At 54.4% G+C, this 25,497-nt stretch carries 30 protein-coding genes; 13 read left to right on the plus strand and 17 right to left on the minus strand.

Features of this window, described 5'->3' with window-relative positions; translation table 11 throughout:
- Position 1: 1 nt before the first annotated feature.
- The 5 genes from secG to rlmE form a co-directional block, all read right to left on the minus strand.
- Positions 2-334: a preprotein translocase subunit SecG gene (gene secG, locus IM294_RS06500; protein WP_003861803.1), complete on the minus strand. Its 333-nt coding sequence runs from the start codon at positions 332-334 to the stop codon at positions 2-4.
- 223 nt (positions 335-557) lie between these two features.
- Positions 558-1,895, minus strand: coding sequence for a phosphoglucosamine mutase (gene glmM, locus IM294_RS06505; RefSeq protein WP_028014552.1), 1,338 nt, complete (start codon positions 1,893-1,895; stop codon positions 558-560).
- Complete coding sequence (gene folP, locus IM294_RS06510) at positions 1,888-2,736, minus strand: dihydropteroate synthase (protein WP_047367054.1); 849 nt, start codon at positions 2,734-2,736, stop codon at positions 1,888-1,890. The genes glmM and folP overlap by 8 nt, the downstream gene beginning before the upstream one ends.
- Before the next feature lie 97 nt (positions 2,737-2,833).
- Entirely contained in the window at positions 2,834-4,768 is a 1,935-nt protein-coding gene (ftsH, locus tag IM294_RS06515) for an ATP-dependent zinc metalloprotease FtsH (protein ID WP_013098921.1), read from the minus strand.
- Between the two features lie 102 nt (positions 4,769-4,870).
- Positions 4,871-5,497, minus strand: a complete 627-nt coding sequence (gene rlmE, locus IM294_RS06520) for a 23S rRNA (uridine(2552)-2'-O)-methyltransferase RlmE (protein ID WP_003861812.1) — start codon at positions 5,495-5,497, stop codon at positions 4,871-4,873.
- A 127-nt stretch (positions 5,498-5,624) separates the two neighbouring features.
- Between rlmE and yhbY the strand changes: the two genes are divergently transcribed.
- A complete protein-coding gene (gene yhbY, locus IM294_RS06525) occupies positions 5,625-5,918 on the plus strand; it encodes a ribosome assembly RNA-binding protein YhbY (RefSeq protein WP_003861814.1) in 294 nt (97 codons plus the stop codon).
- Positions 5,919-6,070: 152 nt separating this feature from the next.
- On the opposite strand, the gene greA is transcribed toward yhbY, so the two are convergent.
- Positions 6,071-6,547, minus strand: a complete 477-nt coding sequence (gene greA, locus IM294_RS06530; RefSeq protein ID WP_006812122.1) for a transcription elongation factor GreA — start codon at positions 6,545-6,547, stop codon at positions 6,071-6,073.
- A gap of 228 nt (positions 6,548-6,775) precedes the next feature.
- Between greA and dacB the strand changes: the two genes are divergently transcribed.
- From dacB to pmrB, 3 genes are read left to right on the plus strand one after another with little or no spacing between them, the layout of a single operon-like run.
- Positions 6,776-8,209 (plus strand): serine-type D-Ala-D-Ala carboxypeptidase, encoded by a 1,434-nt coding sequence (gene dacB, locus IM294_RS06535; RefSeq protein ID WP_028014554.1) that lies wholly within the window; start codon positions 6,776-6,778, stop codon positions 8,207-8,209.
- Positions 8,210-8,211: 2 nt separating this feature from the next.
- On the plus strand, positions 8,212-8,874 hold the full coding sequence (pmrA, locus tag IM294_RS06540; RefSeq protein WP_028014555.1) for a two-component system response regulator PmrA: 663 nt from the start codon (positions 8,212-8,214) through the stop codon (positions 8,872-8,874).
- Entirely contained in the window at positions 8,871-9,914 is a 1,044-nt protein-coding gene (gene pmrB / locus IM294_RS06545; protein WP_041907874.1) for a two-component system sensor histidine kinase PmrB, read from the plus strand. Before pmrA ends, pmrB begins: the two co-directional genes overlap by 4 nt.
- Before the next feature lie 33 nt (positions 9,915-9,947).
- Here pmrB and cgtA read toward each other — a convergent pair whose 3' ends face one another.
- The 4 genes from cgtA to rplU form a co-directional block, all read right to left on the minus strand.
- Positions 9,948-11,120, minus strand: a complete 1,173-nt coding sequence (gene cgtA, locus IM294_RS06550) for an Obg family GTPase CgtA (protein ID WP_014885381.1) — start codon at positions 11,118-11,120, stop codon at positions 9,948-9,950.
- A 15-nt stretch (positions 11,121-11,135) separates the two neighbouring features.
- Entirely contained in the window at positions 11,136-12,101 is a 966-nt protein-coding gene (locus IM294_RS06555) for a DMT family transporter (protein ID WP_028014557.1), read from the minus strand.
- Positions 12,102-12,196: 95 nt separating this feature from the next.
- A complete protein-coding gene (rpmA, locus tag IM294_RS06560) occupies positions 12,197-12,454 on the minus strand; it encodes a 50S ribosomal protein L27 (protein ID WP_004385076.1) in 258 nt (85 codons plus the stop codon).
- A gap of 19 nt (positions 12,455-12,473) precedes the next feature.
- Positions 12,474-12,785, minus strand: a complete 312-nt coding sequence (rplU, locus tag IM294_RS06565) for a 50S ribosomal protein L21 (RefSeq protein WP_003025032.1) — start codon at positions 12,783-12,785, stop codon at positions 12,474-12,476.
- A gap of 257 nt (positions 12,786-13,042) precedes the next feature.
- On the opposite strand from rplU, the gene ispB reads away from it, so the two are divergent.
- A complete protein-coding gene (ispB, locus tag IM294_RS06570) occupies positions 13,043-14,014 on the plus strand; it encodes an octaprenyl diphosphate synthase (RefSeq protein WP_028014558.1) in 972 nt (323 codons plus the stop codon).
- A gap of 230 nt (positions 14,015-14,244) precedes the next feature.
- Complete coding sequence (gene sfsB / locus IM294_RS06575) at positions 14,245-14,532, plus strand: DNA-binding transcriptional regulator SfsB (protein ID WP_028014559.1); 288 nt, start codon at positions 14,245-14,247, stop codon at positions 14,530-14,532.
- 61 nt (positions 14,533-14,593) lie between these two features.
- Here sfsB and murA read toward each other — a convergent pair whose 3' ends face one another.
- From murA to mlaF, 7 genes are all read right to left on the minus strand, one after another.
- Entirely contained in the window at positions 14,594-15,853 is a 1,260-nt protein-coding gene (murA, locus tag IM294_RS06580) for a UDP-N-acetylglucosamine 1-carboxyvinyltransferase (RefSeq protein ID WP_028014560.1), read from the minus strand.
- Between the two features lie 50 nt (positions 15,854-15,903).
- Positions 15,904-16,158, minus strand: a complete 255-nt coding sequence (gene ibaG, locus IM294_RS06585) for a BolA family iron metabolism protein IbaG (RefSeq protein ID WP_008501458.1) — start codon at positions 16,156-16,158, stop codon at positions 15,904-15,906.
- 126 nt (positions 16,159-16,284) lie between these two features.
- Complete coding sequence (gene mlaB / locus IM294_RS06590; protein WP_126817010.1) at positions 16,285-16,578, minus strand: lipid asymmetry maintenance protein MlaB; 294 nt, start codon at positions 16,576-16,578, stop codon at positions 16,285-16,287.
- Positions 16,578-17,213 (minus strand): phospholipid-binding protein MlaC, encoded by a 636-nt coding sequence (gene mlaC / locus IM294_RS06595; RefSeq protein WP_028014562.1) that lies wholly within the window; start codon positions 17,211-17,213, stop codon positions 16,578-16,580. Before mlaC ends, mlaB begins: the two co-directional genes overlap by 1 nt.
- Positions 17,214-17,230: 17 nt before the next feature.
- Positions 17,231-17,779 carry an outer membrane lipid asymmetry maintenance protein MlaD gene (gene mlaD, locus IM294_RS06600; protein ID WP_041911946.1) on the minus strand — a complete coding sequence of 183 codons (549 nt, stop codon included), beginning with the start codon at positions 17,777-17,779 and terminating at the stop codon, positions 17,231-17,233.
- Positions 17,780-17,783: 4 nt separating this feature from the next.
- Positions 17,784-18,566, minus strand: a complete 783-nt coding sequence (gene mlaE, locus IM294_RS06605; protein WP_028014564.1) for a lipid asymmetry maintenance ABC transporter permease subunit MlaE — start codon at positions 18,564-18,566, stop codon at positions 17,784-17,786.
- 7 nt (positions 18,567-18,573) lie between these two features.
- A complete protein-coding gene (gene mlaF, locus IM294_RS06610; protein WP_028014565.1) occupies positions 18,574-19,386 on the minus strand; it encodes a phospholipid ABC transporter ATP-binding protein MlaF in 813 nt (270 codons plus the stop codon).
- Between the two features lie 227 nt (positions 19,387-19,613).
- Here mlaF and IM294_RS06615 point away from each other — a divergent pair, with 227 nt between their 5' ends.
- Genes IM294_RS06615 through rpoN form a run of 7 tightly spaced genes read left to right on the plus strand, consistent with a single transcriptional unit; the run spans position 19,614 to position 25,480 of the window.
- On the plus strand, positions 19,614-20,591 hold the full coding sequence (locus IM294_RS06615; RefSeq protein WP_028014566.1) for a calcium/sodium antiporter: 978 nt from the start codon (positions 19,614-19,616) through the stop codon (positions 20,589-20,591).
- 13 nt (positions 20,592-20,604) lie between these two features.
- On the plus strand, positions 20,605-21,591 hold the full coding sequence (gene kdsD, locus IM294_RS06620; RefSeq protein WP_028014567.1) for an arabinose-5-phosphate isomerase KdsD: 987 nt from the start codon (positions 20,605-20,607) through the stop codon (positions 21,589-21,591).
- A 14-nt stretch (positions 21,592-21,605) separates the two neighbouring features.
- Complete coding sequence (gene kdsC, locus IM294_RS06625; protein WP_025756695.1) at positions 21,606-22,172, plus strand: 3-deoxy-manno-octulosonate-8-phosphatase KdsC; 567 nt, start codon at positions 21,606-21,608, stop codon at positions 22,170-22,172.
- On the plus strand, positions 22,169-22,744 hold the full coding sequence (gene lptC / locus IM294_RS06630; RefSeq protein WP_028014568.1) for an LPS export ABC transporter periplasmic protein LptC: 576 nt from the start codon (positions 22,169-22,171) through the stop codon (positions 22,742-22,744). Before kdsC ends, lptC begins: the two co-directional genes overlap by 4 nt.
- The gene (lptA, locus tag IM294_RS06635; protein ID WP_028014569.1) at positions 22,713-23,267 is read left to right on the plus strand and encodes a lipopolysaccharide ABC transporter substrate-binding protein LptA; all 555 of its coding nucleotides are present in this window, start codon (positions 22,713-22,715) and stop codon (positions 23,265-23,267) included. Before lptC ends, lptA begins: the two co-directional genes overlap by 32 nt.
- Positions 23,268-23,273: 6 nt before the next feature.
- Positions 23,274-23,999 carry an LPS export ABC transporter ATP-binding protein gene (gene lptB / locus IM294_RS06640; RefSeq protein WP_028014570.1) on the plus strand — a complete coding sequence of 242 codons (726 nt, stop codon included), beginning with the start codon at positions 23,274-23,276 and terminating at the stop codon, positions 23,997-23,999.
- Positions 24,000-24,046: 47 nt separating this feature from the next.
- Positions 24,047-25,480, plus strand: coding sequence for an RNA polymerase factor sigma-54 (gene rpoN / locus IM294_RS06645; protein WP_028014571.1), 1,434 nt, complete (start codon positions 24,047-24,049; stop codon positions 25,478-25,480).
- The last annotated feature ends 17 nt before the right edge of the window (positions 25,481-25,497 follow it).

Genomic DNA, 25,497 nt, shown 5'->3' on the forward strand with positions numbered 1-25,497 from the left:
CTTACTGCGGGATATCGCTGGTTGGCTTAGCCGGTGCAGCTGGCTGAGTCTGCTCAGTTTTGGCTGGCGCGCTCAGATTTTCCCACTCGCTTCCTTTGCTGGTCTTGTTGCTGTTGATATTGCCCAGCACCAGACTGATGATGAAGAACAGCGTAGCCAGAATCGCCGTCGTGCGGGTCATGAAGTTCGCAGAACCACTTGAACCGAACAGCGTACCGGAAGCGCCTGCTCCGAAGGAGGCTCCCATATCAGCGCCTTTACCTTGCTGCAGCATAATCAGCGCTACGAGAGCGATGGCTACAATAAGGAAAATAACTAAAAGAGCTTCGTACATAATCAACCTGTTCCTTGCGGATTTGCCGCATACCAATGCTTCGACCAATTAGCAGGATTTTTGTTTCCCACTGAAGCGGGTGTGAATACTAACCAAAGCGAATCACCTTCGCAAGGGCATTTTCGACGCATTGTATCAACTGCGGAAAAAAACAGCAAAAAGCCATTAATTGCTTAAAACAAAGGCGGCAAACGCCGCCTTTTTAAACATTTAGCGTGCAAGATTATGCAGCTTTTACGGCATCCGCAATACGGTGCGCAAATTCGGTGACCTGCGCTTCGTCTTCGCCTTCCACCATCACGCGGATCAGTGGTTCGGTACCGGACTTACGCAGCAGCACGCGTCCACGGCTGCCCAGCGCCGCTTCAACGTCAGCCATTACCGCTTTCACGTTGTCATTTTCCAGCGGATCGCCTTTACCCGCAGTGAAACGCACGTTCACCAGGATCTGCGGGAACATTTTCATCCCGCTGCACAGATCGTGCAGGCTCATATGGTTGCGCGCCATCGCGGCAACCACCTGAAGCGCGGCAACAATGCCGTCACCGGTAGTGGTTTTGTCGAGCAGGATCACGTGACCTGAGTTCTCAGCGCCAATACGCCAGCCCTTCTCCTGCAATTTTTCCAGCACGTAGCGGTCGCCCACTTTCGCGCGAACAAACGGAATACCGAGCTGTTTCAGCGCCAGCTCCAGACCCATGTTGCTCATCAGGGTCCCTACCGCGCCGCCGCGCAGCTGACCCTGGCGCAGGCCTTCACGGGCAATGATGTAGAGGATCTGATCGCCGTCGACTTTATTACCTTCGTGGTCAACCATGATCACGCGGTCACCGTCGCCGTCCAGAGCAATACCCAGATCGGCTTTTTCCGCCAGCACGCGCGCCTGCAGGGCGCGCACGTCCGTCGCCCCGACTTCTTCGTTAATGTTCAGACCATCCGGCTCGCAGCCGATGGCGATCACTTTCGCACCCAGCTCGCGGAAGACATTCGGCGCAATGTGATAGGTCGCACCGTTCGCACAGTCCACCACAATTTTAAGATGCGCCAGGCTCAGCTCGTTCGGGAAGGTGCCTTTGCAGAATTCGATATAACGACCCGCCGCATCGACGATACGGTTCGCTTTACCCAGCTCGGCGGAATCAACACAGGTGATCTCTTTTTCCATTTCGGCTTCAATGGCCTCTTCCACTTCGTCCGGCAGCTTGGTGCCGTCAATGGAGAAGAACTTGATGCCGTTGTCGTAGAACGGGTTATGAGACGCCGAAATCACAATTCCCGCTTCCGCGCGGAAGGTGCGTGTAAGATAGGCAACAGCAGGCGTTGGCATTGGGCCAGTAAAAGAGGCTGAAAGCCCTGCCGCTGCCAGACCCGCTTCCAACGCAGATTCCAGCATATAGCCCGAAATACGGGTATCTTTACCAATAATGATCTTACGTGAGCCATGACGCGCCAGCACCTTGCCGGCAGCCCAGCCGAGCTTCAGAACAAAATCAGGGGTAATTGGAGCATCGCCTACGCGCCCACGGATACCATCGGTACCAAAATACTTACGATTACTCATAGCGTTTGTTTTCCTTCGCTGCCAGTGTGGCTTCCACCACACGCATGGCTTCTACTGTTTCTTTGACGTCATGGACACGGATAATGTGCGCGCCTTGCATCGCCGCAATTACCGCGCAGGCCAGGCTGCCACTCAGGCGCTCGCTCGGTCCTACATTCAGCAATTGACCAATCATCGACTTTCTCGACATACCCACCAGCAGCGGCAGACCAAAGTGATGAAATTCCGATAAGCGCGCAAGCAACGCATAATTGTGTGAGAGATTTTTACCGAAACCGAACCCCGGGTCGAGCAGCAATTTCTCTTTTGCGATACCTGCACGCTCACAGCGTTCAATATGCTCAATAAAGAAGCGATTCACGTCGGCAAAGACGTCATCATACTTCGGCGCTTCCTGCATGGTTTTCGGTTGCCCCTGCATGTGCATCAGGCATACCGGCAGGCCGGTTTCTGCAGCGGCCTCGATCGCACCCGGTTCGGTCAGCGAGCGGATATCATTAATAATGTGAGCACCCACTCTCGCCACTTCACGGATCACTTCTGGTTTGGACGTGTCGACGGAGATCCACACCTCGAAACGTTGCGCGATTGCCTCAACCACCGGCACCACGCGCGCCAGCTCTTCTTCCACCGAAACATCTGCCGCGCCGGGACGCGTCGATTCACCGCCCACGTCAATGATGGTGGCACCCGCGTTGATCATTAGATTTGCGTGCTTAACCGCGTCGATAAGCGTGTTATGCGTGCCGCCGTCAGAGAAGGAGTCAGGGGTAACATTCAGGATCCCCATCACGTGCGGATGTGAAAGATCGAGATGCGAGTCCTGGGCGAAGAGTTTCATGGTCAAATCCCTGGTTTAATATGGTTTAACGGAAAAGAAAAACCCCGGAGCAAGCTCCAGGGTTTGGGGTACAGACAAACGCTTCAACAGCAGTGACTTACTTGTCGCCCAACTGCTCTGACATGGTGTTGCCCGGGTTTGGCGTACGCGGTTCATCGACCGGACGCGGCGCGCGCGGGGTACCATTGTTGTCAGAATTGTTGGAAGCGCCTGGGTCTTCCCAGCCTGCTGGCGGACGCACTTCGCGGCGAGCCATCAGGTCGTCAATCTGCGGTGCATCGATGGTCTCATATTTCATGAGCGCATCTTTCATCGAATGCAGAATGTCCATATTGTCGTTCAGGATCTGACGCGCGCGACCGTAGTTACGTTCAATCAGCGCTTTCACTTCCTGGTCGATGATACGTGCCGTCTCATCGGACATATGTTTTGCTTTCGCCACGGAGCGGCCCAGGAATACTTCACCCTCTTCCTCTGCATACAGCAGCGGACCGAGTTTGTCGGAGAAGCCCCATTGAGTCACCATGTTACGCGCCAGGTTTGTCGCCACTTTAATGTCGTTCGACGCACCGGTAGAAACATGTTCCGGACCGTAGATGATCTCTTCTGCCAGACGACCGCCGTACAGGGTCGAAATCTGGCTTTCCAGCTTCTGACGGCTGGCGCTGATCGCGTCGCCCTCAGGCAGGAAGAAGGTCACACCCAGCGCACGGCCGCGCGGAATAATCGTTACCTTGTGTACCGGATCGTGTTCCGGCACCAGGCGACCGATAATCGCGTGACCCGCTTCGTGGTAAGCCGTGGACTCTTTCTGCGCTTCCGTCATCACCATGGAGCGACGTTCCGCACCCATCATGATTTTGTCTTTCGCTTTCTCGAACTCCACCATGGAGACCACGCGCTTGTTACCGCGAGCGGCAAACAGTGCAGCTTCGTTGACCAGGTTAGCCAGGTCCGCACCGGAGAAGCCCGGGGTACCGCGCGCAATGATTGCCGCGTCGATATCTGGCGCCAGCGGTACGCGACGCATGTGCACTTTCAGAATCTGTTCACGACCACGAACATCCGGCAGACCGACAACAACCTGACGGTCGAAACGGCCTGGACGCAGCAGCGCAGGGTCAAGTACGTCCGGACGGTTAGTCGCCGCGATAACGATAATACCTTCGTTACCTTCGAAGCCGTCCATCTCAACCAGCATCTGGTTCAGGGTCTGCTCACGCTCATCGTGACCACCGCCCAGGCCCGCGCCACGCTGGCGGCCTACGGCGTCGATTTCATCGATAAAGATGATGCACGGTGCTGCCTTCTTGGCCTGCTCGAACATGTCACGCACACGAGATGCACCGACACCCACGAACATTTCAACGAAGTCAGAACCTGAAATAGTAAAGAACGGCACCTTCGCTTCACCCGCGATGGCTTTCGCCAGCAGGGTTTTACCGGTACCCGGAGGGCCTACCATCAGGACGCCTTTCGGGATCTTACCGCCCAGTTTCTGGAAACGGCTCGGCTCGCGCAGGTATTCAACCAGTTCACCCACTTCTTCTTTTGCTTCGTCACAACCGGCGACGTCAGCAAACGTGGTCTTGATCTGGTCTTCCGTCAGCATACGCGCCTTGCTCTTACCGAACGACATGGCACCTTTGCCACCGCCGCCCTGCATCTGGCGCATAAAGAAAATCCAGACGCCGATAAGAAGCAGCATCGGGAACCAGGAAATGAAGATAGAAGCCAGCAGGCTTGGTTCTTCTGGCGGCTCGCCTACCACTTTGACGTTTTTGGTCAGAAGGTTATCAAGCAGCTTAGGATCGTTCACCGGGATGTAAGTCGTGTAACGGTTACTATCTTTCTTGGTAACGTTGATCTCACGTCCGTTGATACGCGCTTCGCGAACCTGGTCCTGATTGACCTCTTGCAGGAAGGTAGAATAATCCACCTTGCGGCCATTCGACTCGCTGGGCCCAAAGCTCTGGAATACTGACATCAGCACAACGGCAATGACCAGCCAGAGTATTAGGTTTTTCGCCATGTCACTCAAGGGATTAACCTCATATTACAACTGTGTTAAAAACAGCGTCAGGATACTCTATATCCAGTTTCATTCAAACTTTCGTCTGAAATCTCCCGGTTATCATTTTCGCCCGGTCGCTACAATATACACTTCACGGGAACGGGCCCGGGAAGAGTCCGGCTTACGAACTTTGACCTTCGCAAACAGGGAGCGAATTTCCTTAAGATACTCCTCGAAACCTTCGCCCTGAAACACCTTCACAACAAAACTACCACCAGGCGCTAGTACATCACGACACATTTCTAACGCTAGCTCCACCAGATACATGGCGCGGGGGATATCCACCGCCGGTGTTCCGCACATATTTGGTGCCATATCTGACATGACAACCTGGACCTTACTGTCACCAACACGATCAAGTAACGCTTTCAGCACTAATTCATCACGAAAGTCGCCCTGAAGGAAGTCGACACCAACGATGGGATCCATTGGTAAAAGATCGCACGCGATGATTCGGCCCGTTCCGCCGATCTGCGTTACCGCATACTGGGACCATCCGCCAGGTGCCGCACCGAGGTCGACAACCGTCATCCCCGGCTTAAAAAGTTTGTCACTTTGCTGTATTTCATCAAGTTTAAACCAGGCACGGGAACGTAACCCCTTTTTCTGTGCCTGTTGAACATATTTATCGCTAAAGTGTTCCTGAAGCCAGCGGCTGGAACTGGCAGAACGCTTTTTACCTGTCATTTAACATTTCCGTCCTGGTTCATCGTTGCTTGCCTGTGACGTAAATTTCTACGCAGCTATTTGGCGATATAAGGGAGATGGCGGTAGAATGAACCGTTTTCAATCCCAACGTAAGCAAAAATATACGATGAATCTGAGTACTAAACAAAAACAGCACCTTAAAGGTCTGGCACATCCGCTCAAGCCTGTAGTCATGCTTGGCAACAATGGTTTGACCGAAGGGGTGCTTGCCGAGATTGAACAAGCGCTGGAACACCACGAGCTGATCAAGGTGAAAATCGCCTCTGAAGACAGAGACACTAAAAACCTGATCGTGGAAGCCATCGTGCGCGAAACCGGCGCCTGTAATGTACAGGTCATCGGTAAAACGCTGGTGCTCTATCGCCCATCTAAAGAGCGTAAAATCTCGCTGCCACGCTAAGGATATCCTGAATCAATCACATTTTCTGTGTGAAACGAGGGATTTCTTTCAGCAGGCTCAGCAAAATGCCATGCTCCTTGAGTTGATAAAAGGCCGCTATGCGGCCTTTTTCTTTTCTTTACAATGTATCAACATCTTAGTAGAGAAGCGAATTACAGGTATTCAACCTTGATAATTTCGTATTCCACTTCACCGCCAGGGGTGCGGATGGTGACAACATCGTCCTGCTCTTTGCCAATCAGGCCGCGAGCAATGGGTGAGTTCACCGAAATCAGGTTCTGTTTAAAGTCTGCTTCATCATCGCCCACGATGCGATAGGTTTGCTCTTCATCGTTGTCGAGGTTCAGAACGCTGACGGTAGAACCAAAGATCACGCGACCATTGTTAGGCATTTTGGTGATATCGATAACCTGCGCATTAGACAGTTTCGCTTCGATATCTTTAATGCGCCCTTCACAGAAACCCTGCTGCTCGCGCGCCGCATGGTATTCAGCATTCTCTTTCAGGTCGCCATGCTCACGGGCTTCCGCGATAGCGGCGATGATTTCAGGGCGACGCACGGATTTCAGGAAATCCAGCTCTTCGCGCAGTTTTTCGGCACCACGTAAGGTCATCGGAATAGCTTGCATTTGTTATACCTCTTAAACATTCCTGTTGGGAGCAGTGTTCCCTGCTCCTGCCCCCCGAAGCGGGCAAGAAGCAAAAAGAAAACCGACCCGGGAGCGACGCCCCAGGTCAGCAGCAATTTTTCAATTTGATACGCATTTTACCGCGAAGTTCACTATGGGTCATCGTTTACTTTGCAGTGCCATGCACCGTAGTATGACGGTTTGTTTTCGGGTTGTTAGCGCGAGATTATGCGATTTTCCAGTTTTATCATCGGATTGACTACCAGTATAACGTTCACCGCCCAGGCCGCGAATGTTGATGAGTACATTAATCAGCTCCCCGCAGGCGCGAACCTCGCCCTGATGGTGCAGAAGGTTGGCGCACAGGCTCCCGAGATTGACTATCACAGTCAACAGATGGCGCTGCCTGCCAGTACCCAGAAGGTGATCACTGCCCTCGCCGCCCTGCTCCAACTCGGGCCTGACTTCCGTTTTACCACCACGCTTGAAACCAAAGGTAACGTCGACGGTGGCGAACTGAAAGGCGATCTTATCGCCCGTTTCGGTGGCGATCCCACCTTTAAGCGCCAGGATATCCGCAACATGGTAGCGGTGTTGAAAAAATCCGGCGTGACAAAAATCGATGGCAACGTGCTGATCGATACCTCCATTTTTGCCAGCCACGATAAAGCACCAGGCTGGCCGTGGAACGACATGACGCAGTGCTTTAGCGCCCCGCCAGCCGCCGCGATTGTTGACCGCAACTGCTTCTCGATTTCCCTTTACAGCGCGCCCAAGCCAGATGATTTAGCGTTCATTCGCGTGGCATCTTACTATCCGGTGACCATGTTTAGCCAGGTGCGAACGCTGGCTAAAGGCTCCCCGGATGCCCAGTACTGCGAACTGGACGTGGTGCCTGGCGATCTTAACCGTTACACCCTCACCGGCTGCCTGACGCAGCGCGCCGATCCCCTGCCGCTGGCCTTCGCGATTCAGGATGGCGCAAGCTATGCGGGTGCGATTCTCAAGGATGAGCTGAAGCAGGCGGGAATAACCTACTCCGGCACGCTGCTACGCCAGACGCAGGTCAACCAGCCCGGAACGGTCATTGCCAGCAAACAGTCGCCACCGCTGCACGATTTGCTGCGAATTATGCTGAAAAAGTCTGACAACATGATTGCCGACACCGTGTTCCGCATGATTGGCCACGCGCGTTTCGGCGTGCCGGGAACCTGGCGCGCGGGCTCAGACGCTGTTCGTCAGATCCTGCGCCAGCAGGCGGGAATCGATCTGGGTAACACTATCGCCGTTGATGGTTCAGGATTATCGCGTCATAACCTGATTGCCCCGGCCACCATGATGCAGGTGCTTCAGTACATTGCACAACATGACACTGAGCTAAACTTTATCTCAATGCTGCCGCTTGCCGGACACGACGGTTCGCTGCAGTACCGCGCTGGGCTTCACGCTGCAGGTGTGGATGGCAAAGTCTCCGCGAAAACAGGTTCACTGCAGGGGGTGTATAACCTGGCAGGGTTCATCACGACCGCCAGCGGACAGCGCATGGCATTCGTGCAGTATCTTTCCGGCTATGCCGTCGAACCGACCGACCAGCGCAACCGCCGTATTCCACTGGTTCGCTTCGAAAGCAGGCTTTATAAAGACATCTACCAGAATAACTAGCGATGAAACTACTTATAGTTGAAGACGATCTGTTATTACAGGAAGGACTGGCTCTGGGACTCGCCAATGAAGGCTATGCCCTGGACTGTGCCGGCACCGCGGCAGAAGCAGATGCCCTGATCCAGAGCGGCGAATACAGCCTGGTGATCCTTGACCTGGGCTTGCCGGACAAAGACGGCGCGACGCTGCTTACCCAGTGGCGTCGTCGGGGCATCGCCAATCCGGTGTTAATCCTGACGGCACGCGACGCCATTGAAGATCGTATTACCGGCCTTGATGCTGGCGCCGATGATTATCTGGTGAAGCCCTTTGCGCTTGCAGAACTTCAGGCTCGGGTGCGAGCGTTAATACGCCGTTATCAGGGCCATAGTGATAACTTACTAACCGACGGGGACATTACCCTGAATCTGCAAACCCAGCAGGTATTGCGCCAGTCCCAGCCCGTTGAAGTCACACCAAAAGAGTTCGCCTTGCTGACGCGTCTGATCATGCGAAGCGGACAAACGGTACACAGAGAAACCCTTCAGCAGGATATCTATTCCTGGCAGGACGATCCGGGGTCAAATACCCTGGAAGTCCACATCCACAACCTGCGTCGTAAGCTCGGCAAAGACCGGATTAAAACCGTCCGCGGCGTTGGCTACCGCCTGGAGAGCCAGAAATGAACAGCATGCGTCGGCGATTAATGGTGTTGCTGGCGGTCATTCTGTTATTTTTCCAGCTGATAAGCGTCATTTGGTTGTGGCACGAAAGCCGCGAGCAGATTGGCTTTCTGGTGAACGAAACGCTGTCGGCAAAATCGCGTAACAACCACGTCGAGAAAGAGATCCGCGAAGCGATTGCCTCGCTGCTGGTTCCTTCTCTGGTGATGGTTGGGTTTACGTTGTTTTTCTCGTTCTGGGCGGTCACCTGGATAACCCGACCGCTGAACAAACTGCGCGTGAGCCTGGCTAACCGTTCGGCGGATAACCTAACCCCACTTCCTATGTATTCCGACATGGAAGAAATCGGCGCCGTTACCACCTCGCTCAATCAGCTACTCGCCAGGCTGGACAGTACCATTCAGCAGGAGCGTCTCTTCACGGCTGACGCCGCCCATGAACTGCGAACGCCTCTTGCCGGAATCAGGCTCCATCTGGAGCTCATGGCCCAGTCAGGCTCTACGCAGGCCACGACGCTCATCAGCCGTATTGACCAGCTAATGCACACCGTAGAGCAACTGCTGATGCTGGCCCGTGCAGGACAGGCAATGGCGAGCGGCCACTATGAAACCATCAACTGGACGGACACCATTATCACGCCTCTTGGTCTTGAGCATGAAGCCAAAGAGCATACGGTGATTTGGCCTGCTAAAAGCGCGCTCACTGTTCAGGGAGACGCGGTACTGCTGCGGCTGATGCTGCGCAACCTGCTGGAGAATGCCGGGCGCTACAGCCCGACAGGCACCACGATTACCGTGACGCTTACCGAGGTCGAAGGCGGTACGCAGCTCAGCGTTATCGATCAGGGGCCTGGTATTGACGAAGCGCATCGACAGTCGATCACGGAGCCGTTCCGTCGCCTCGATCAGCGTTACGGCGGCAGCGGCCTTGGCCTGAGTATCGTACAGCGCATCCTGCAGCTTCATCACGGTAAGCTGATGCTGGAGAATGGTGCTGAAGGCGGCCTGATAGCAAGCTGCTGGCTGCCCTCAACGCTGGAATGAAAAAAGCCCCCTGATGGGGGCTTTGGACAGACATTAGTGCTTGTAGATGAACTCGACGCCTTCTTCGTCGTCTTCATCCCAGTCATCGTCCCAGTCGTCTTCCTCTTCCGCTTCCAGCTCTTCGAGCTGCTGGCGGTGGTAGTCATCCCACATGAATTCGACTTTTTCTGGCTGTTTCGCTTCTTCAGCCTGAACGACAGGGTTCTCGATGATGAAGGTCATCACATCCCAGCAGAGATCTTTCACGCCAACCTGACTTGCCGCGGAGATAAGGTAGTATTTATCTTCCCAGCCCATTGCTTCGGCAATCGCTTTGGCTTTCGCTTCGGCTTCCGCTTTATCCATCAGGTCGATCTTGTTGAAGACCAGCCAGCGTGGCTTACTCGCCAGTTTTTCGCTGTATTTTTCCAGCTCACCGATAATGATACGGGCGTTTTCAACCGGATCGGAACCGTCGATCGGATCGATGTCGATGAGGTGCAGCAGAACGCGGCAACGCTCAAGGTGCTTCAGGAAGCGAATACCCAGGCCAGCCCCTTCCGCAGCGCCTTCAATCAGGCCTGGGATATCAGCCACGACGAAGCTCTTTTCGTTATCCATACGGACAACGCCGAGGCTTGGTACCAGCGTGGTAAACGGATAGTCCGCTACTTTTGGCTTGGCCGCAGAGACGGCGCGAATAAAGGTCGATTTACCTGCGTTTGGCATACCCAGCATGCCCACGTCAGCCAGCAGCATCAGTTCAAGCTGCAGGTCACGCTTATCGCCTGGCGTACCCATCGTTTTCTGACGCGGGGTACGGTTAACGGAAGATTTGAAACGGCTGTTACCCAGACCGTGCCAGCCGCCTTTTGCGACCATCAGGCGCTGACCGTGTTTGGTCATATCGCCCATGGTTTCACCGGTGCCCTGATCGATAACGCGCGTACCAACCGGAACCTTAATGGTCACGTCTTTACCGCGTTTACCGGTACAGTCACGGCTCTGGCCGTTCTGTCCGCGTTCTGCGCGGAAGGATTTTTCAAAGCGGTAGTCGATCAGCGTGTTGAGGTTTTCATCCGCCTCCAGCCACACGTCACCACCATCGCCACCGTCACCGCCGTCAGGGCCGCCACGAGGAATATATTTTTCACGGCGGAAGCTTACACAACCGTTACCGCCATCACCTGCCACGACCAGAATCGTCGCTTCATCAACAAACTTCATTTTACTCTCCGTAACTCATTCGCCTGAGCGGGGGACTACTACGACCGCTTCATTTTTGCGCCAACGTCCCCAAAGACGATGACCAATGGCGGAATACATCGCGCCCGCAACCACGACAAACGCACCGAGATAGCCCAACAGGTTGAGCATCGGTCTGACGAAGACATCGGGCCAGGCCATTGATAACAAATCTGAAAATAACAGCGTAAACAGCGGGGTAAGCGTGATCAATGCGCTCACCTGTGCTGCCTGCCAGCGCGCCATCGCTTCCGCCAGCGCGCCATAACCGACCAGCGTGTTAAGCCCACAAAAAATGAGGCACGCCAGTTGCCAGTCGCTCAGCTGGGTAATGACGCCCGGCTTCGCTAACGGCAATAATGCCACTGTACACAAAGTGTACAGCAAAAAAAGGATCTGCTGTGAGGCCAGGCGACGCAATAACACCTTTTGCGCGACGCCATAGCTCACCCAGACCGTTGCTGCACCCACGCCGAAGATCACGCCCCAGGTGTAGTCCGTAAGCCGGGTAAAAATCTCGATCAGGCTGGTGTTGAAGAACATCACCAGGCCGCATAGCAGCATGCTTGCCCCAATAATCTGCGTCCCGCGCATCTTCTCTTTGAGGATGAACACGCTCGCGACCATCATGCCGACAGGCGAAAGCTGACCAATCACCTGAGACGCCGTAGGGCTCAAATACTGCAGGGAAGAGCTGAACAGGATAAAGTTACCGAACAGACCGCCCGTCGCAATGGCCAGCAACACCAGCCATCGAGGTTTGCGGAAGAGCCGTAGCGGTGGAAGCTTGCCTTTAACTGCAAGGATGGTCCCGAGACCAATGCTTGCCATCAGAAAGCGATAAAAGACCACCGTAGGCGGCTCCATCACTTCCAGTACCTGCTTCATTGCAATTGGCAGCGCACCCCAGCACATTGCGGTCGTGAGCGCCAAAAGAATACCAATGCCGGCCTGCTGCTTCATGCCCGTTTTCCCTACAGAAAATTTTCCGGGTTTCCAATGTAAAAAGCCCCGCAACACGTTGCGGGGCTTTAATCCGTTACCGGACCGAGAAAACCTTACTCAGCAACGATGCTGATGTATTTACGGTTGTTCGGGCCTTTAACTTCAAATTTCACTTTACCGTCTGCTTTAGCAAACAGAGTGTGGTCACGACCGCAACCTACGTTGTTGCCAGCGTGGAATTTGGTACCACGTTGACGAACGATGATGCTACCCGCCAGAACGGATTCGCCACCGAAACGCTTAACGCCCAGGCGTTTAGCTTCTGAATCGCGACCGTTACGTGTGGAGCCGCCAGCCTTTTTATGTGCCATTTAAATCTCTCCTCAGGTCTTAGGCGCTGATGCCAGTAATTTTCACATCAGTGAACCACTGACGGTGGCCCTGCTGCTTACGGTAGTGTTTACGACGACGAAACTTAACGATTTTAACTTTCTCGCCACGACCGTGTGCAACAACTTCAGCTTTGATAACGCCGCCATCAACGAAAGGAACGCCGATTTTGACTTCTTCACCGTTTGCGATCATCAGAACTTCTGCGAACTCAACAGATTCGCCAGTTGCGATGTCCAGCTTTTCCAGGCGAACGGTCTGACCTTCGCTTACTCGGTGTTGTTTACCACCACTTTGGAAAACCGCGTACATATAAACTCCGCTTCCGCGCACGTCCTCGTATGAATCAGAGTGCGCTATAAATATTCACAATAGGGCGCGAATATTACGCAAAACGCGAGCCTTTGACAAGTGCTACCGTCAATACATGAAGAAAAAAAACACAACACGTACGGTAACGTTTATCTGAGCCGTTTTTTCAGTACAATCAGCACTACTATTGATAAACCGAAACCCTTCGTTACCCCATTGAAGATGGGATCAACAGGATAAAAAGCCCGGCTTTTGCGATGAATTTAGAAAAAATCAACGAGTTAACCGCGCAAGATATGGCGGGTGTAAATGCAGCAATCCTGGAGCAACTCAACTCTGACGTTCAGCTGATCAATCAGTTGGGCTATTACATTGTCAGCGGCGGCGGTAAACGCATTCGCCCGATGATTGCCATTCTGGCTGCCAGAGCCGTTGGCTATCAGGGAAATGCCCACGTGACGATCGCCGCGCTGATCGAATTTATTCACACCGCGACGCTTCTGCATGACGATGTTGTGGATGAATCCGATATGCGTCGTGGCAAGGCCACGGCAAACGCTGCCTTCGGGAACGCCGCCAGCGTTCTGGTCGGGGACTTTATCTATACCCGCGCCTTCCAGATGATGACCAGCCTGGGCTCTCTGAAAGTGCTCGAGGTGATGTCCGAAGCCGTCAACGTCATCGCTGAAGGCGAAGTGCTGCAGCTGATGAACGTCAATGACCCCGATATCACCGAAGAAAACTACATGCGCGTTATCTACAGCAAAACAGCGCGCCTGTTTGAAGCGGCCGCCCAGTGTTCCGGCATCCTGGCTGGCTGTTCCGAGGCGCAGGAAAAAGGATTGCAGGATTATGGGCGCTATCTGGGTACTGCCTTCCAGCTGATTGATGATTTGCTGGACTACAGCGCGGACGGCGAAACGCTCGGCAAAAACGTTGGCGATGACCTGAACGAAGGCAAACCGACCCTGCCGCTGCTTCACGCGATGCGTAACGGAACGGCCGACCAGGCGAAAATGATCCGTGAGGCGATCGAACAGGGAAATGGCCGCCATCTTCTGGAACCTGTACTGGAAACGATGGCCATCTGCGGCTCGCTGGAATGGACGCGTCAGCGTGCTGAAGAAGAGGCTGACAAAGCCATCGAAGCTCTCCAGGTTATTCCAGACAGCCCATGGCGCGATGCCCTGATTGGTCTTGCCCACATCGCTGTTCAACGCGACCGTTAATCTTGCCCCCACCTCCCCGTATCCATCGCGGGGAGGTTCAAAAACGCACCAGTAAATTCCACATTCATGTAAATGAATCGGGTTAAAGCCCGCATGAATAAAGCCATGTCTTATTCTGAATATCCCTTCAAGTAACGCGAACTTTTTAGAACAAGAAGTCGAAATGAGTATAGTAAGCCAGTCGTTTCAGAAGAAACGGCGTAGGTGAATCCGAACTTAAGGACAGCGTTATGGATACGAAATTTATCGACTGGCATACGGCAGATATCATTGCGGCACTGCGCAAAAGAGGTACGTCACTTGCAGCAGAGTCCCGCCGCCATGGTCTGAGTTCTTCCACCCTGGCCAACGCCCTGACCCGCCCCTGGCCAAAGGGAGAATTGATTATCGCGACGGCGCTGGAGACGCACCCGTGGGTGATCTGGCCTTCACGTTATCACGATCCTGTTACTCATGAATTTATCGACAGAACGCGCATGATGCGCCAGAGAAAAGCAAAAACAGAACCGCAGGGATAACGGTTTTTTTGACAGGAATAGCAACCCCCCGGTCATTTCTGGCAGGGGGCTGCCGGAACGATTACTCGCCCTTCACACGCTCGATATTGGCACCCAGCGCGCGCAGTTTGTCTTCAATACGTTCATAGCCACGATCGATGTGATAAATACGATCCACCACCGTTGTGCCTTCCGCGATACAGCCCGCCAGCACCAGGCTTGCAGACGCACGCAGATCCGTTGCCATTACCTGAGCACCGGACAGTTTCTCAACGCCATGGCAAATCACGGTGTTACTTTCGATCTCAGCATGTGCACCCATACGGATCAGTTCAGGTACGTGCATAAAACGGTTTTCGAAAATCGTCTCGGTAATCACACCGGTTCCTTCGGCAACCAGGTTCAGCAGAGTGAACTGTGCCTGCATATCGGTCGGGAATGCCGGATGCGGAGCCGTACGCACGGTCACCGCTTTAGGACGCTTGCCGTGCATGTCGAGGCTGATCCAGTCTTCACCGGTTTCAACATCGGCACCCGCTTCACGCAGCTTCGCCAGAACGGCATCCAGAGTGTCTGGCTGTGCATTACGGCAGACAATCTTACCGCCAGAGATCGCCGCAGCCACCAGGAAGGTGCCGGTTTCGATACGGTCCGGCAGAACGCGATACACACCACCGCCCAGACGCTCAACGCCTTCAATGGTGATGCGGTCAGTACCCTGGCCGGAAATCTTCGCGCCCAGCGCCACGAGGAAATTGGCGGTATCCACGATCTCCGGTTCGCGCGCGGCGTTTTCGATGATGGTGGTACCTTCTGCCAGCGTTGCAGCAGACATGATGGTGACGGTAGCGCCTACGCTCACTTTGTCCATGACAATGTGCGCGCCTTTCAGACGACCGTTGACGGAGGCCTTAACGTAACCCTCTTCCAGCTTGATCTCTGCGCCCAGTTTCTCCAGGCCAAAGATATGCAGGTCAACCGGACGCGCGCCGATGGCGCAACCACCCGGCAGCGAAACCTGACCCTGACCGAAACGTGCCACCAGCGGGCCAAGCGCCCAGATAGATGCACGCATGGTTTTCACCAGATCGTAAGGCGCAGAGAAGTTGTTCACGTTGCTGGCGTCGATCCAGACGGAACCGTTGCGCTCAACTTTAGTGCCCAACTGGGTGAGCAACTTCATGGTCGTGTCGATATCTTTCAGCTTCGGTACGTTCTGAATTTCTACCGGCTCTTCCGCGAGCAGCGCAGCAAAGAGGATTGGCAGCGCGGCGTTCTTCGCGCCAGAAATTGTGACTTCGCCCTGGAGACGCGTTGGCCCCTGTACACGAAATTTATCCATTGTGTGCTCTCTTATAAATTCAACCGTGCTGCGGGCCTGTCGCCCTCAGCTCAAAAACCGTTTAGTTTGCGATCGCGTGCCCACTCTTGCGGGGTGAACGCTTTAATCGACAGGGCGTGGATGCGGTTATCCGCAATATATTCCATCAGCGGCGCGTACACAGCCTGCTGCTTCTTCACACGGCTCATACCGTCGAACATCTCACCCACAGCAATAACCTGGAAGTGACTGCCATCGCCAGTGACGTGGGCTTCCTGAAGGGAGAGTGCATTCATCAGCACTGTCTGGATTTCATGATTTTCCATGGGCTCTTAATCATCTGATAGTGAAAACAAGCCCAACATCTTAGAGCAAAGTGGCGTCGTCTTAAACAAGCAAAAAGCCCCGACGATGAAACTGTCAGGGCTTTCGGAAGTAACGCACTGAAAATATTAACGAGGCAGTATGTCCTGAGGCAGATTGTAGAGTTGCGCAAGGGTAACGACATTGTCACTCGCGCCATGAAGCATGACGCTTGTTCCCTGCTTTTTGCCCACGGCAACCAGATGGGCGAGCAGCGCAACGCCTGCCGTATCCACCCGCGTGACGTCGGTTAAGTCGATAAGCGTCACGCCCTGCATCGCTTCCTGGCGTTTATCCCACAGTGGGTTCAGCAGATCCTGGTCCAGCTCACCGGACAGCCTTAACGTCTTACCTTCACGCGACCAGCGGAGTTGCTGCGACATTACTTCTTCTCGTCCAGGGTAATTTTCTGACGAGCAATGGACTGCAGCTGTGCGGTCAGGCCATCAATGCCCTTGGTGCGCAGCAGGTCGCTCCACTCGTTCTGCTTGGTGGTGATCATGCTCACCCCTTCGGCGATCATGTCATACGCCTGCCAGTGGCCGGTCTGGCTATTTTTACGCCACTGGAAATCCAGGCGCACCGGCGGACGGCCGTTAGGATCGATGATCGTTACGCGAATAGGCACGATGGTCGCATCACCCAGCGGCTGCTCCGGGGCGATCTGATAGGTCTGACCGTGGTACATCGCCAGCGCCTGACCATACGCCTGCTTCAGGTATTCACGGAATGCGGCAAAATAGGCCTCACGCTGCGCCGGGGTGGCGTCTTTGTAATAGCGGCCCAGCACCAGCGCTCCCGCATATTTGATCTGCACATACGGCAGCAGTTCCTGGTCAACCACGTCACGCAGATAGTCAGGATTCGCGCGAATTTTTGGCTGTTCGTTTTTGAGACGGTCGAAGGTTTTCTTCGCAGCTTCGTCCATCAGTTTGTACGGGTTGCTCTGATCCGCAGCATGTGCCGCAGTGAGAGGGGCAATGACCAGCATGGCAACCATTAACAGTCGTTTAAACATGAATGACTTCTCCTGAATTAATTCGCAGCACCAGGGGTCGGCGCAACGTTGGTATGGTCTTCACTCTGCGCAGGGGCATCGTCAGACTTTTTATCATCCCCTTTACTGTTGTAAAGGAACTGACCAATCATGTCCTCCAGCACCATCGCGGACTTCGTATCCTGGATAACGCTACCGTCTTTAAGGATAGTCGTTCCCAGCTCAGGATCTTCAAAGCCGACGTTAAGTGCCAGATATTGTTCACCCAGCAGGCCGGAAGTACGGATAGAAAGGGAGCTGGTGTCCGGAATGTGGTTGTAACGTTCTTCGATATCCATCGCGACGCGCGGCAGATACGTTTTCTCATCGAGCGTAATGTCAGATACGCGGCCGATCACCACACCGCCAATGCGGACCGGTGAACGCGCCTTCAGCCCGCCGATGTTATCGAACGTGGCATAGATGCGATACGTCGGCTCGGTGCGCACAGACGTAATATCAGCCGCTCTCAGGCAGATAAACAGCGCCGCCAGCAGCGCCAGCAGTAGGAAAACGCCGACCCAAATTTCATTTTTTCTCGTTTGCATGAACTCAATTCCCAAACATCAGTGCGGTGAGCACAAAATCCAGGCCCAGTACGGCCAGCGACGAATGTACGACAGTACGTGTAGTTGCACGGCTAATGCCCGCCGACGTCGGGATAGCATCGTAACCATTGAACAATGCAATCCAGGTGACCGTAATGGCAAACACCACGCTTTTAATCAGGCAGTTAACCAGATCCATTCGCAGGTCGATGGCGTCCTGCATCGCGGACCAGAAGAAGCCGGCATCGATGCCTTTCCAGTGGACCCCAACCAGCGAACCGCCCCAGATCCCCACGGCGACAAACAGAATAGTCAGTAGCGGGAGCGAGATCACCCCCGCCCAGAAACGCGGCGAGATCACGCGACGCAGCGGATCGACCGCCATCATTTCCATGCTGGATAGCTGCTCGGTCGCACGCATCAGGCCAATCTCAGCCGTTAATGCCGACCCAGCGCGTCCGGCAAACAGCAGTGCCGCCACAACCGGACCCAATTCGCGCAGCAGCGAAAGCGCCACCAGCATTCCGAGGCTGGTTTCCGCACTGTAGGTTGTCAGAACAAGGTAGCCCTGCAGCCCAAGCACCATGCCGATAAACAGACCGGAAACAATAATGATGAGCATCGACAGTACGCCGACATTATAAAGCTGACGCACCAGCAGAGGGGCGTGCTTGCTAAACTCCGGCTTGCCGACCAGCGCGTTGAATAACATCAATCCGGCACGCCCGAACGTCCTGATGGTTTTTATGCCACGGTGTCCGAGAGCGGCCAACGCATTTAACAGCATGAGTGGCTTAACTCCCTATTCCCAGTAAATCGTCACGATAATCGCCCGCCGGGTAGCGGAACGGTACGGGTCCGTCAGCAATACCGTCGAGGAACTGCCGCACGCGTGGATCGCAATTTTCCTGCAGCGCCTGGGCGCTGCCGTGTGCAACGATCTTTTTGTCCGCCACGATATAGGCGTAATCGGCAATGCTCAACACTTCCGGTACATCGTGAGACACCACGATACAGGTGACGCCGAGCGCGCTGTTCAGTTCAGAGATGAGCTTTACCAGCACGCCCATCGTGATGGGATCCTGCCCGACGAACGGTTCGTCGAACATGATTAAATCGGGCTCTAATGCAATGGCTCGCGCCAGCGCGGCGCGGCGCGCCATCCCGCCGGACAGTTCCGAAGGCATTAGCTTCGCGGCTCCCCGCAACCCCACAGCTTCAAGCTTCATCATCACCGTGCTTTTCAGCAGCTCAGGCGGCAGGCTGGTATGCTCGCGCAGCGGATAGGCCACGTTATCAAAGACGTTCATGTCGGTGAACAACGCCCCCGACTGAAAGAGCATACTCATACGTTTGCGGACAGTATACAGGCGCGAGCGCGACATCTCCGGGACGTTTTCGCCATCGAAGAGGATTTCACCGCTATCCGGTGGGATCTGACCACCAATAAGGCGCAGGAGGGTCGTTTTACCGATCCCGGACGGCCCCATGATGGCGGTGATTTTGCCACGCGGTACGGTCAACGAAATATCATCGAATATCAGTCGATTGCCGCGAGAAAAACTCACACCGCGGACATCGACGATATTCGCCATCGTTTGGCTCATTTATAGTTCCTTTCTTACCCTGCTCACGTTAAGACGTGCAGCCTGAATCAGCCCTTAACCCCGCATTTTTACAGAATATTAGCCGTTGAGGTTAGCGAAAGCTGGCATTTGTTTTACTTTTCCGGCGCATAAAGTCAAAATTAGGAATTCGTTACGCCTCAGACCGTATGCAGTCCAGCCATTCCCGCGCGATGGACCGACAAGTATACCTGAAGAAAGGACTTTTGATGCTTTTAGCAACAGCACTGTTAATCATTGGTTTACTGTTAGTGGTCTACAGTGCTGACCGTTTAGTCTTTGCTGCATCTATCCTGTGTCGCCTGACGGGTGTACCGCCTGTAGTCATCGGGATGACCGTGGTCAGCGTTGGCACGTCACTTCCTGAAATCATCGTCTCCGTCTCGGCGTCGCTGCATGGTCAGTTAGACCTGGCAATTGGCACCGCGATTGGCTCTAACATCGTCAATATATTACTGATTTTGGGCCTTGCGGCACTGCTCCATCCATTTCGCGTGCATTCTGATGTTCTGCGCCGTGAATTGCCGCTAATGTTAGTCGTAAGCCTGCTGGCAGGGTGCGTATTTTATGATGGCGTATTGAGCTATAGCGACGGCATTTTCCTGCTGGCGCTGGCCGTCATCTGGTTACTGTATAGTGTTAAAATTGCCCGCCAGGCGGAAAAACAGGGTCAGGATAGCCTGACGCGTGAACAGGTTGCCGAACTCCCGCGGGAAGGCACGCTGCCGGTCGCCCTCCTCTGGCTTGGCGTTGCGCTGATCATTATGCCGATGGCAACGCGCATGGTCGTGGATAACGCGACGGTACTGGCGAACTATTTCGCCATGAGCGAACTGACGATTGGCCTGACGGTTATTGCTATCGGCACCAGCCTGCCGGAGCTGGCCACCGCCATTGCGGGGGCGCGTAAAGGGGAAGATGACATCGCCATTGGTAATATCATCGGCTCCAACATATTTAATATCGCGATTGTCATGGGCCTGCCGGCTCTGATTACGCCGGGGCCGTTTAATCCTCTGGCGTTTTCACGCGATTACGGGGTGATGTTGCTGGTCAGCGTGATATTTGCCCTGCTCTGCTGGCGGCGGCAACGCCAGATCGGCAAAGGCGCAGGCGCACTGCTGACGGGTGGATTTATCGTATGGATGGCGATGCTGTACTGGCTCTCGCCTCTTCTCTCTGGGTAAACGGAAACGCATTATGTCGCAAATAGAATTGCAGCCGGGTTTTGACTTTCAGAAAGCAGGCAAAGAGGTTCTGGAGATTGAACGTGAAGGTCTGGCGCAGTTAGATCAGTACATTAATCAGGATTTTAGTCTGGCATGTGAGAAGATATTCTACTGTGCCGGGAAAGTCGTGGTGATGGGGATGGGCAAGTCCGGCCACATTGGGCGCAAAATGGCGGCAACGTTTGCCAGCACCGGAACCTCGTCCTTCTTTGTACACCCGGGGGAAGCCGCGCACGGCGACCTGGGGATGGTCACGCCGCAAGATGTCGTTATCGCGCTGTCCAACTCCGGTGAGTCCAATGAAATTCTGGCATTGATCCCCGTACTGAAGCGTCTGCAGGTGCCGCTGATTTGCATGACCAGCCGTCCGGAAAGTAGCATGGCGCGTGCAGCCGATATTCATCTGTGCGTTAAAGTACCGAAAGAGGCCTGCCCGCTCGGCCTGGCGCCAACATCCAGCACCACCGCCGCGCTGGTCATGGGCGATGCGCTTGCCGTCGCGCTGCTTGAAGCCCGCGGTTTTACGCCGGAAGATTTCGCGCTCTCCCATCCGGGCGGCGCGCTGGGGCGCAAGCTGCTGCTGCGGGTAAACGATATTATGCACACCGGGGATGAGATCCCTCACGTCAGCAAAGAAGCCTCCCTGCGTGATGCGCTGCTGGAAATCACCCGTAAGAATTTGGGTATGACGGTCGTGTGCGACGATCTGATGAAAATTCAGGGGATCTTCACCGATGGCGACCTGCGTCGCGTGTTCGACATGGGTGTAGATGTCCGCACGCTCGGCATTGCCGATGTGATGACGCCCGGCGGCATTCGCGTGCGTCCGGGAACGCTGGCCGTGGATGTGCTGAACCTGATGCAGTCCCGCCATATCACCTCCGTTATGGTTGCCGATGGCGACCAGTTGCTGGGTGTGGTACATATGCATGATCTGCTGCGCGCTGGCGTAGTGTAATAAAGGATAAGACAATGAGTAATGCGGGTGCATCCCTTGCAACCTGTTATGGTCCGGTCAGTACCCAGATGATGGCAAAGGCTGAAAATATTCGTCTGCTCATTCTGGATGTGGATGGCGTACTTTCCGATGGCCTGATTTACATGGGCAATAATGGTGAAGAGCTGAAAGCGTTTAACGTTCGCGACGGCTACGGTATCCGCTGTGCGCTCACCTCGGGTATCGAGGTTGCTATCATCACCGGACGAAAAGCTAAACTGGTAGAAGACCGCTGTGAAACCTTAGGCATTACCCATCTTTACCAGGGTCAATCCGATAAGATGGCAGCGTTCAATGATTTACTGGGTAAACTGGCTATCGCACCGGAAAACGTGGCCTACGTCGGGGACGACCTGATTGACTGGCCGGTGATGGCTGAAGTCGGTCTCAGCATCGCGGTTGCTGATGCTCATCCGCTGTTGATCCCGCGCGCTGACTACGTTACCCACATCAACGGTGGCCGGGGTGCCGTCCGTGAAGTCTGCGATCTGCTTCTGCTGGCGCAGGGCAAGCTTGATGAAGCCAAAGGGCAATCGATATGAGTAAAACCAGACGTTGGGTTATCATTCTGCTTTCGCTTGTCGCACTGGTATTGATTGGCGTGAACCTTGCCGATCGCGACGATACGCAAACGGAAGTCGTCAACAATAACGATCCAACCTATAAAAGCGATCACAGTGACACCGTGGTCTATAGCCCGGAAGGTGCGCTGAATTATCGCCTGATTGCCCAGCACGTTGAATACTTTTCCGATGACGGCGTTTCGTGGTTTACCCAACCTGTCATGACCACTTTCGATAAAGACAAAGTGCCGACGTGGTCAATTAAGTCAGATCGGGCCAAACTGACAAATGATCGTATGCTTTATCTGTATGGCCACGTTGAAGTCAACGCCCTGACCGCTGACTCGCAACTGCGAAAAATTACGACGGATAATGCCCAGATCAACCTGGTAACCCAGGACGTGACGTCGCAGGATCTGGTCACACTGTATGGCACAACATTTAATTCCAGCGGTTTAAGAATGCGCGGGAACTTACGCAGCAAGAACGCCGAGCTGATTGAAAAGGTTAGAACCTCCTATGAAATTCAAAACAAACAAACTCAGCCTTAAAGTAATTATCGCCAGCGCGATGCTGGCGGCCAGTCTCCCTGCGCTTGCTGTAACGGGCGATACCGACCAGCCGATCCATATCGAGTCCGACACTCAGTCTCTCGATATGCAGGGTAACGTCGTCACCTTCACGGGTAACGTCGTCATGACTCAGGGGACTATCAAAATTAACGCCGATAAAGTGGTCGTTACCCGTCCGGGCGGCGAGCAGGGCAAAGAGATCATTGATGGTTACGGCAACCCGGCCACCTTCTACCAGATGCAGGACAACGGCAAGCCGGTGAAGGGCCACGCCTCGCATATGCACTATGAGCTGGCGAAGGACCTGGTCATCCTGACCGGAAACGCGTATCTGGAACAGCTGGACAGCAATATTACCGGTGACCAGATTACCTATCTGGTGAAAGAGCAAAAAATGCAGGCCTCCAGCGAGAAAGGCAAACGCGTAACCACCGTGCTGGTTCCGTCGCAGCTGCAGGACAAAGGCAAGGGCCAGGCCCCGGCACAAAAGAAGAGTAACTAATTCGCTATGGCAACATTAACTGCAAAAAATCTCGCGAAGGCCTATAAGGGACGCCGTGTCGTAGAAGATGTCAGTCTGACCGTCAACTCCGGCGAAATTGTGGGCCTGCTTGGCCCGAACGGTGCGGGTAAAACCACCACCTTCTACATGGTGGTTGGCATTGTGCCGCGCGATGCCGGCAACATTATTATTGACGATGAAGATATCAGCCTGCTGCCGCTGCACGCTCGCGCGCGCCGTGGCATCGGCTATCTGCCGCAGGAAGCCTCTATTTTCCGTCGTCTGAGCGTCTTTGATAACCTGATGGCGGTCCTGCAAATTCGCGACGACCTGACCAACGAACAGCGTCAGGATCGCGCCAACGAGCTGATGGAAGAGTTTCATATCGAACACCTGCGCGACAGCCTGGGCCAGGCCTTGTCCGGGGGGGAACGCCGTCGTGTTGAGATTGCGCGCGCGCTGGCCGCCAATCCGAAGTTTATCCTTCTGGATGAACCGTTTGCGGGCGTTGACCCGATCTCCGTTATCGACATTAAACGCATTATCGAGCATCTGCGTGACAGCGGACTTGGCGTGCTGATCACCGACCACAACGTTCGTGAAACGCTGGCGGTATGTGAACGCGCGTATATCGTGAGCCAGGGCAATCTGATCGCTCACGGTACGCCGCAGCAGATCCTCGAAGACGATCATGTTAAGCGCGTCTATCTTGGGGAAGACTTCAGACTCTGATAGGGTAGAGGTAACGTAACGCCGAACCGGAGAAAAATGCTCTGAACATGAAGCAAGGTTTGCAATTAAGGCTCAGCCAACAGCTGGCGATGACGCCGCAGTTACAGCAGGCAATTCGTCTGTTGCAACTGTCCACCTTAGAACTCCAGCAGGAGCTCCAGCAGGCGCTGGACAGCAATCCCCTGCTGGAGCAAGCCGATCTTCATGATGAGGTAGATACCCAGCAGTCACAGGACACAGAAGCGCTCGACACCGCGGATGCACTCGAACAAAAAGAGATGCCGGACGAGCTTCCGCTGGATGCCAGCTGGGATGAAATCTATACCGCCGGGACCCCTTCCGGCACGCGTGCAGACTACCAGGACGACGAGCTACCGGTCTACCAGGGCGAAACCACCCAGTCGCTGCAGGATTACCTGATGTGGCAGGTAGAGCTTACCCCCTTCTCCGATACCGACCGCGCTATTGCCACGTCGATTGTCGACGCCGTTGATGACACCGGTTATTTGACCGTCACGCTGGACGACATTCTGGAAAGCATGGGCGATGAAGAGATTGAGATTGAGGAGATTGAAGCGGTACTGAAACGCATTCAGCGCTTCGATCCGGTCGGGGTGGCCGCTAAAGACCTGCGCGACTGTCTGCTGATCCAGCTTTCTCAGTTCAGCAAAGAGACGCCGTGGCTCGACGAGGCACGCTTAATCATCAGCGATCATCTGGATCTTCTGGCTAACCACGATTTCCGCACCCTGATGCGCGTGACGCGCCTGAAGGAAGAGGTGCTGAAAGAGGCGGTAAATCTGATCCAGTCCCTCGATCCGCGTCCCGGTCAGTCGATCCAGACCAGCGAACCCGAGTACGTTATCCCGGACGTGCTGGTCAGAAAACACAATGACCGCTGGGTCGTTGAACTGAACTCTGACAGCATCCCTCGCCTGCAAATCAACCAGCAGTACGCCTCCATGTGTACCAGCGCGCGCAACGACTCCGACAATCAATATATTCGCAGCAATCTTCAGGAAGCGCGATGGTTGATCAAGAGCCTGGAGAGCCGGAATGATACCCTGCTTCGCGTGAGCCGCTGCATCGTCGAACAGCAGCAGGCCTTCTTTGAGCAGGGCGAAGAGTATATGAAGCCGATGGTGCTGGCGGATATCGCCCAGGCCGTCGAGATGCATGAATCCACTATTTCCCGCGTTACTACGCAGAAGTATCTGCACAGTCCGCGCGGTATTTTTGAGCTTAAGTATTTCTTCTCCAGCCACGTGAACACCGAGGGTGGCGGCGAAGCCTCCTCAACGGCGATTCGCGCCCTGGTGAAGAAGTTGATCGCCGCGGAGAATCCCGCGAAGCCACTAAGTGACAGTAAGTTGACCACCATGCTGTCCGATCAGGGTATTATGGTGGCACGTCGTACTGTTGCGAAGTATCGAGAGTCTTTATCCATTCCGCCGTCTAACCAGCGTAAACAGCTGGTCTGACACAACCGATAAGGAAG

This window comes from Enterobacter cloacae complex sp. P43RS (genome assembly GCF_014930585.1).
Classification (GTDB): domain Bacteria; phylum Pseudomonadota; class Gammaproteobacteria; order Enterobacterales; family Enterobacteriaceae; genus Enterobacter; species Enterobacter bugandensis.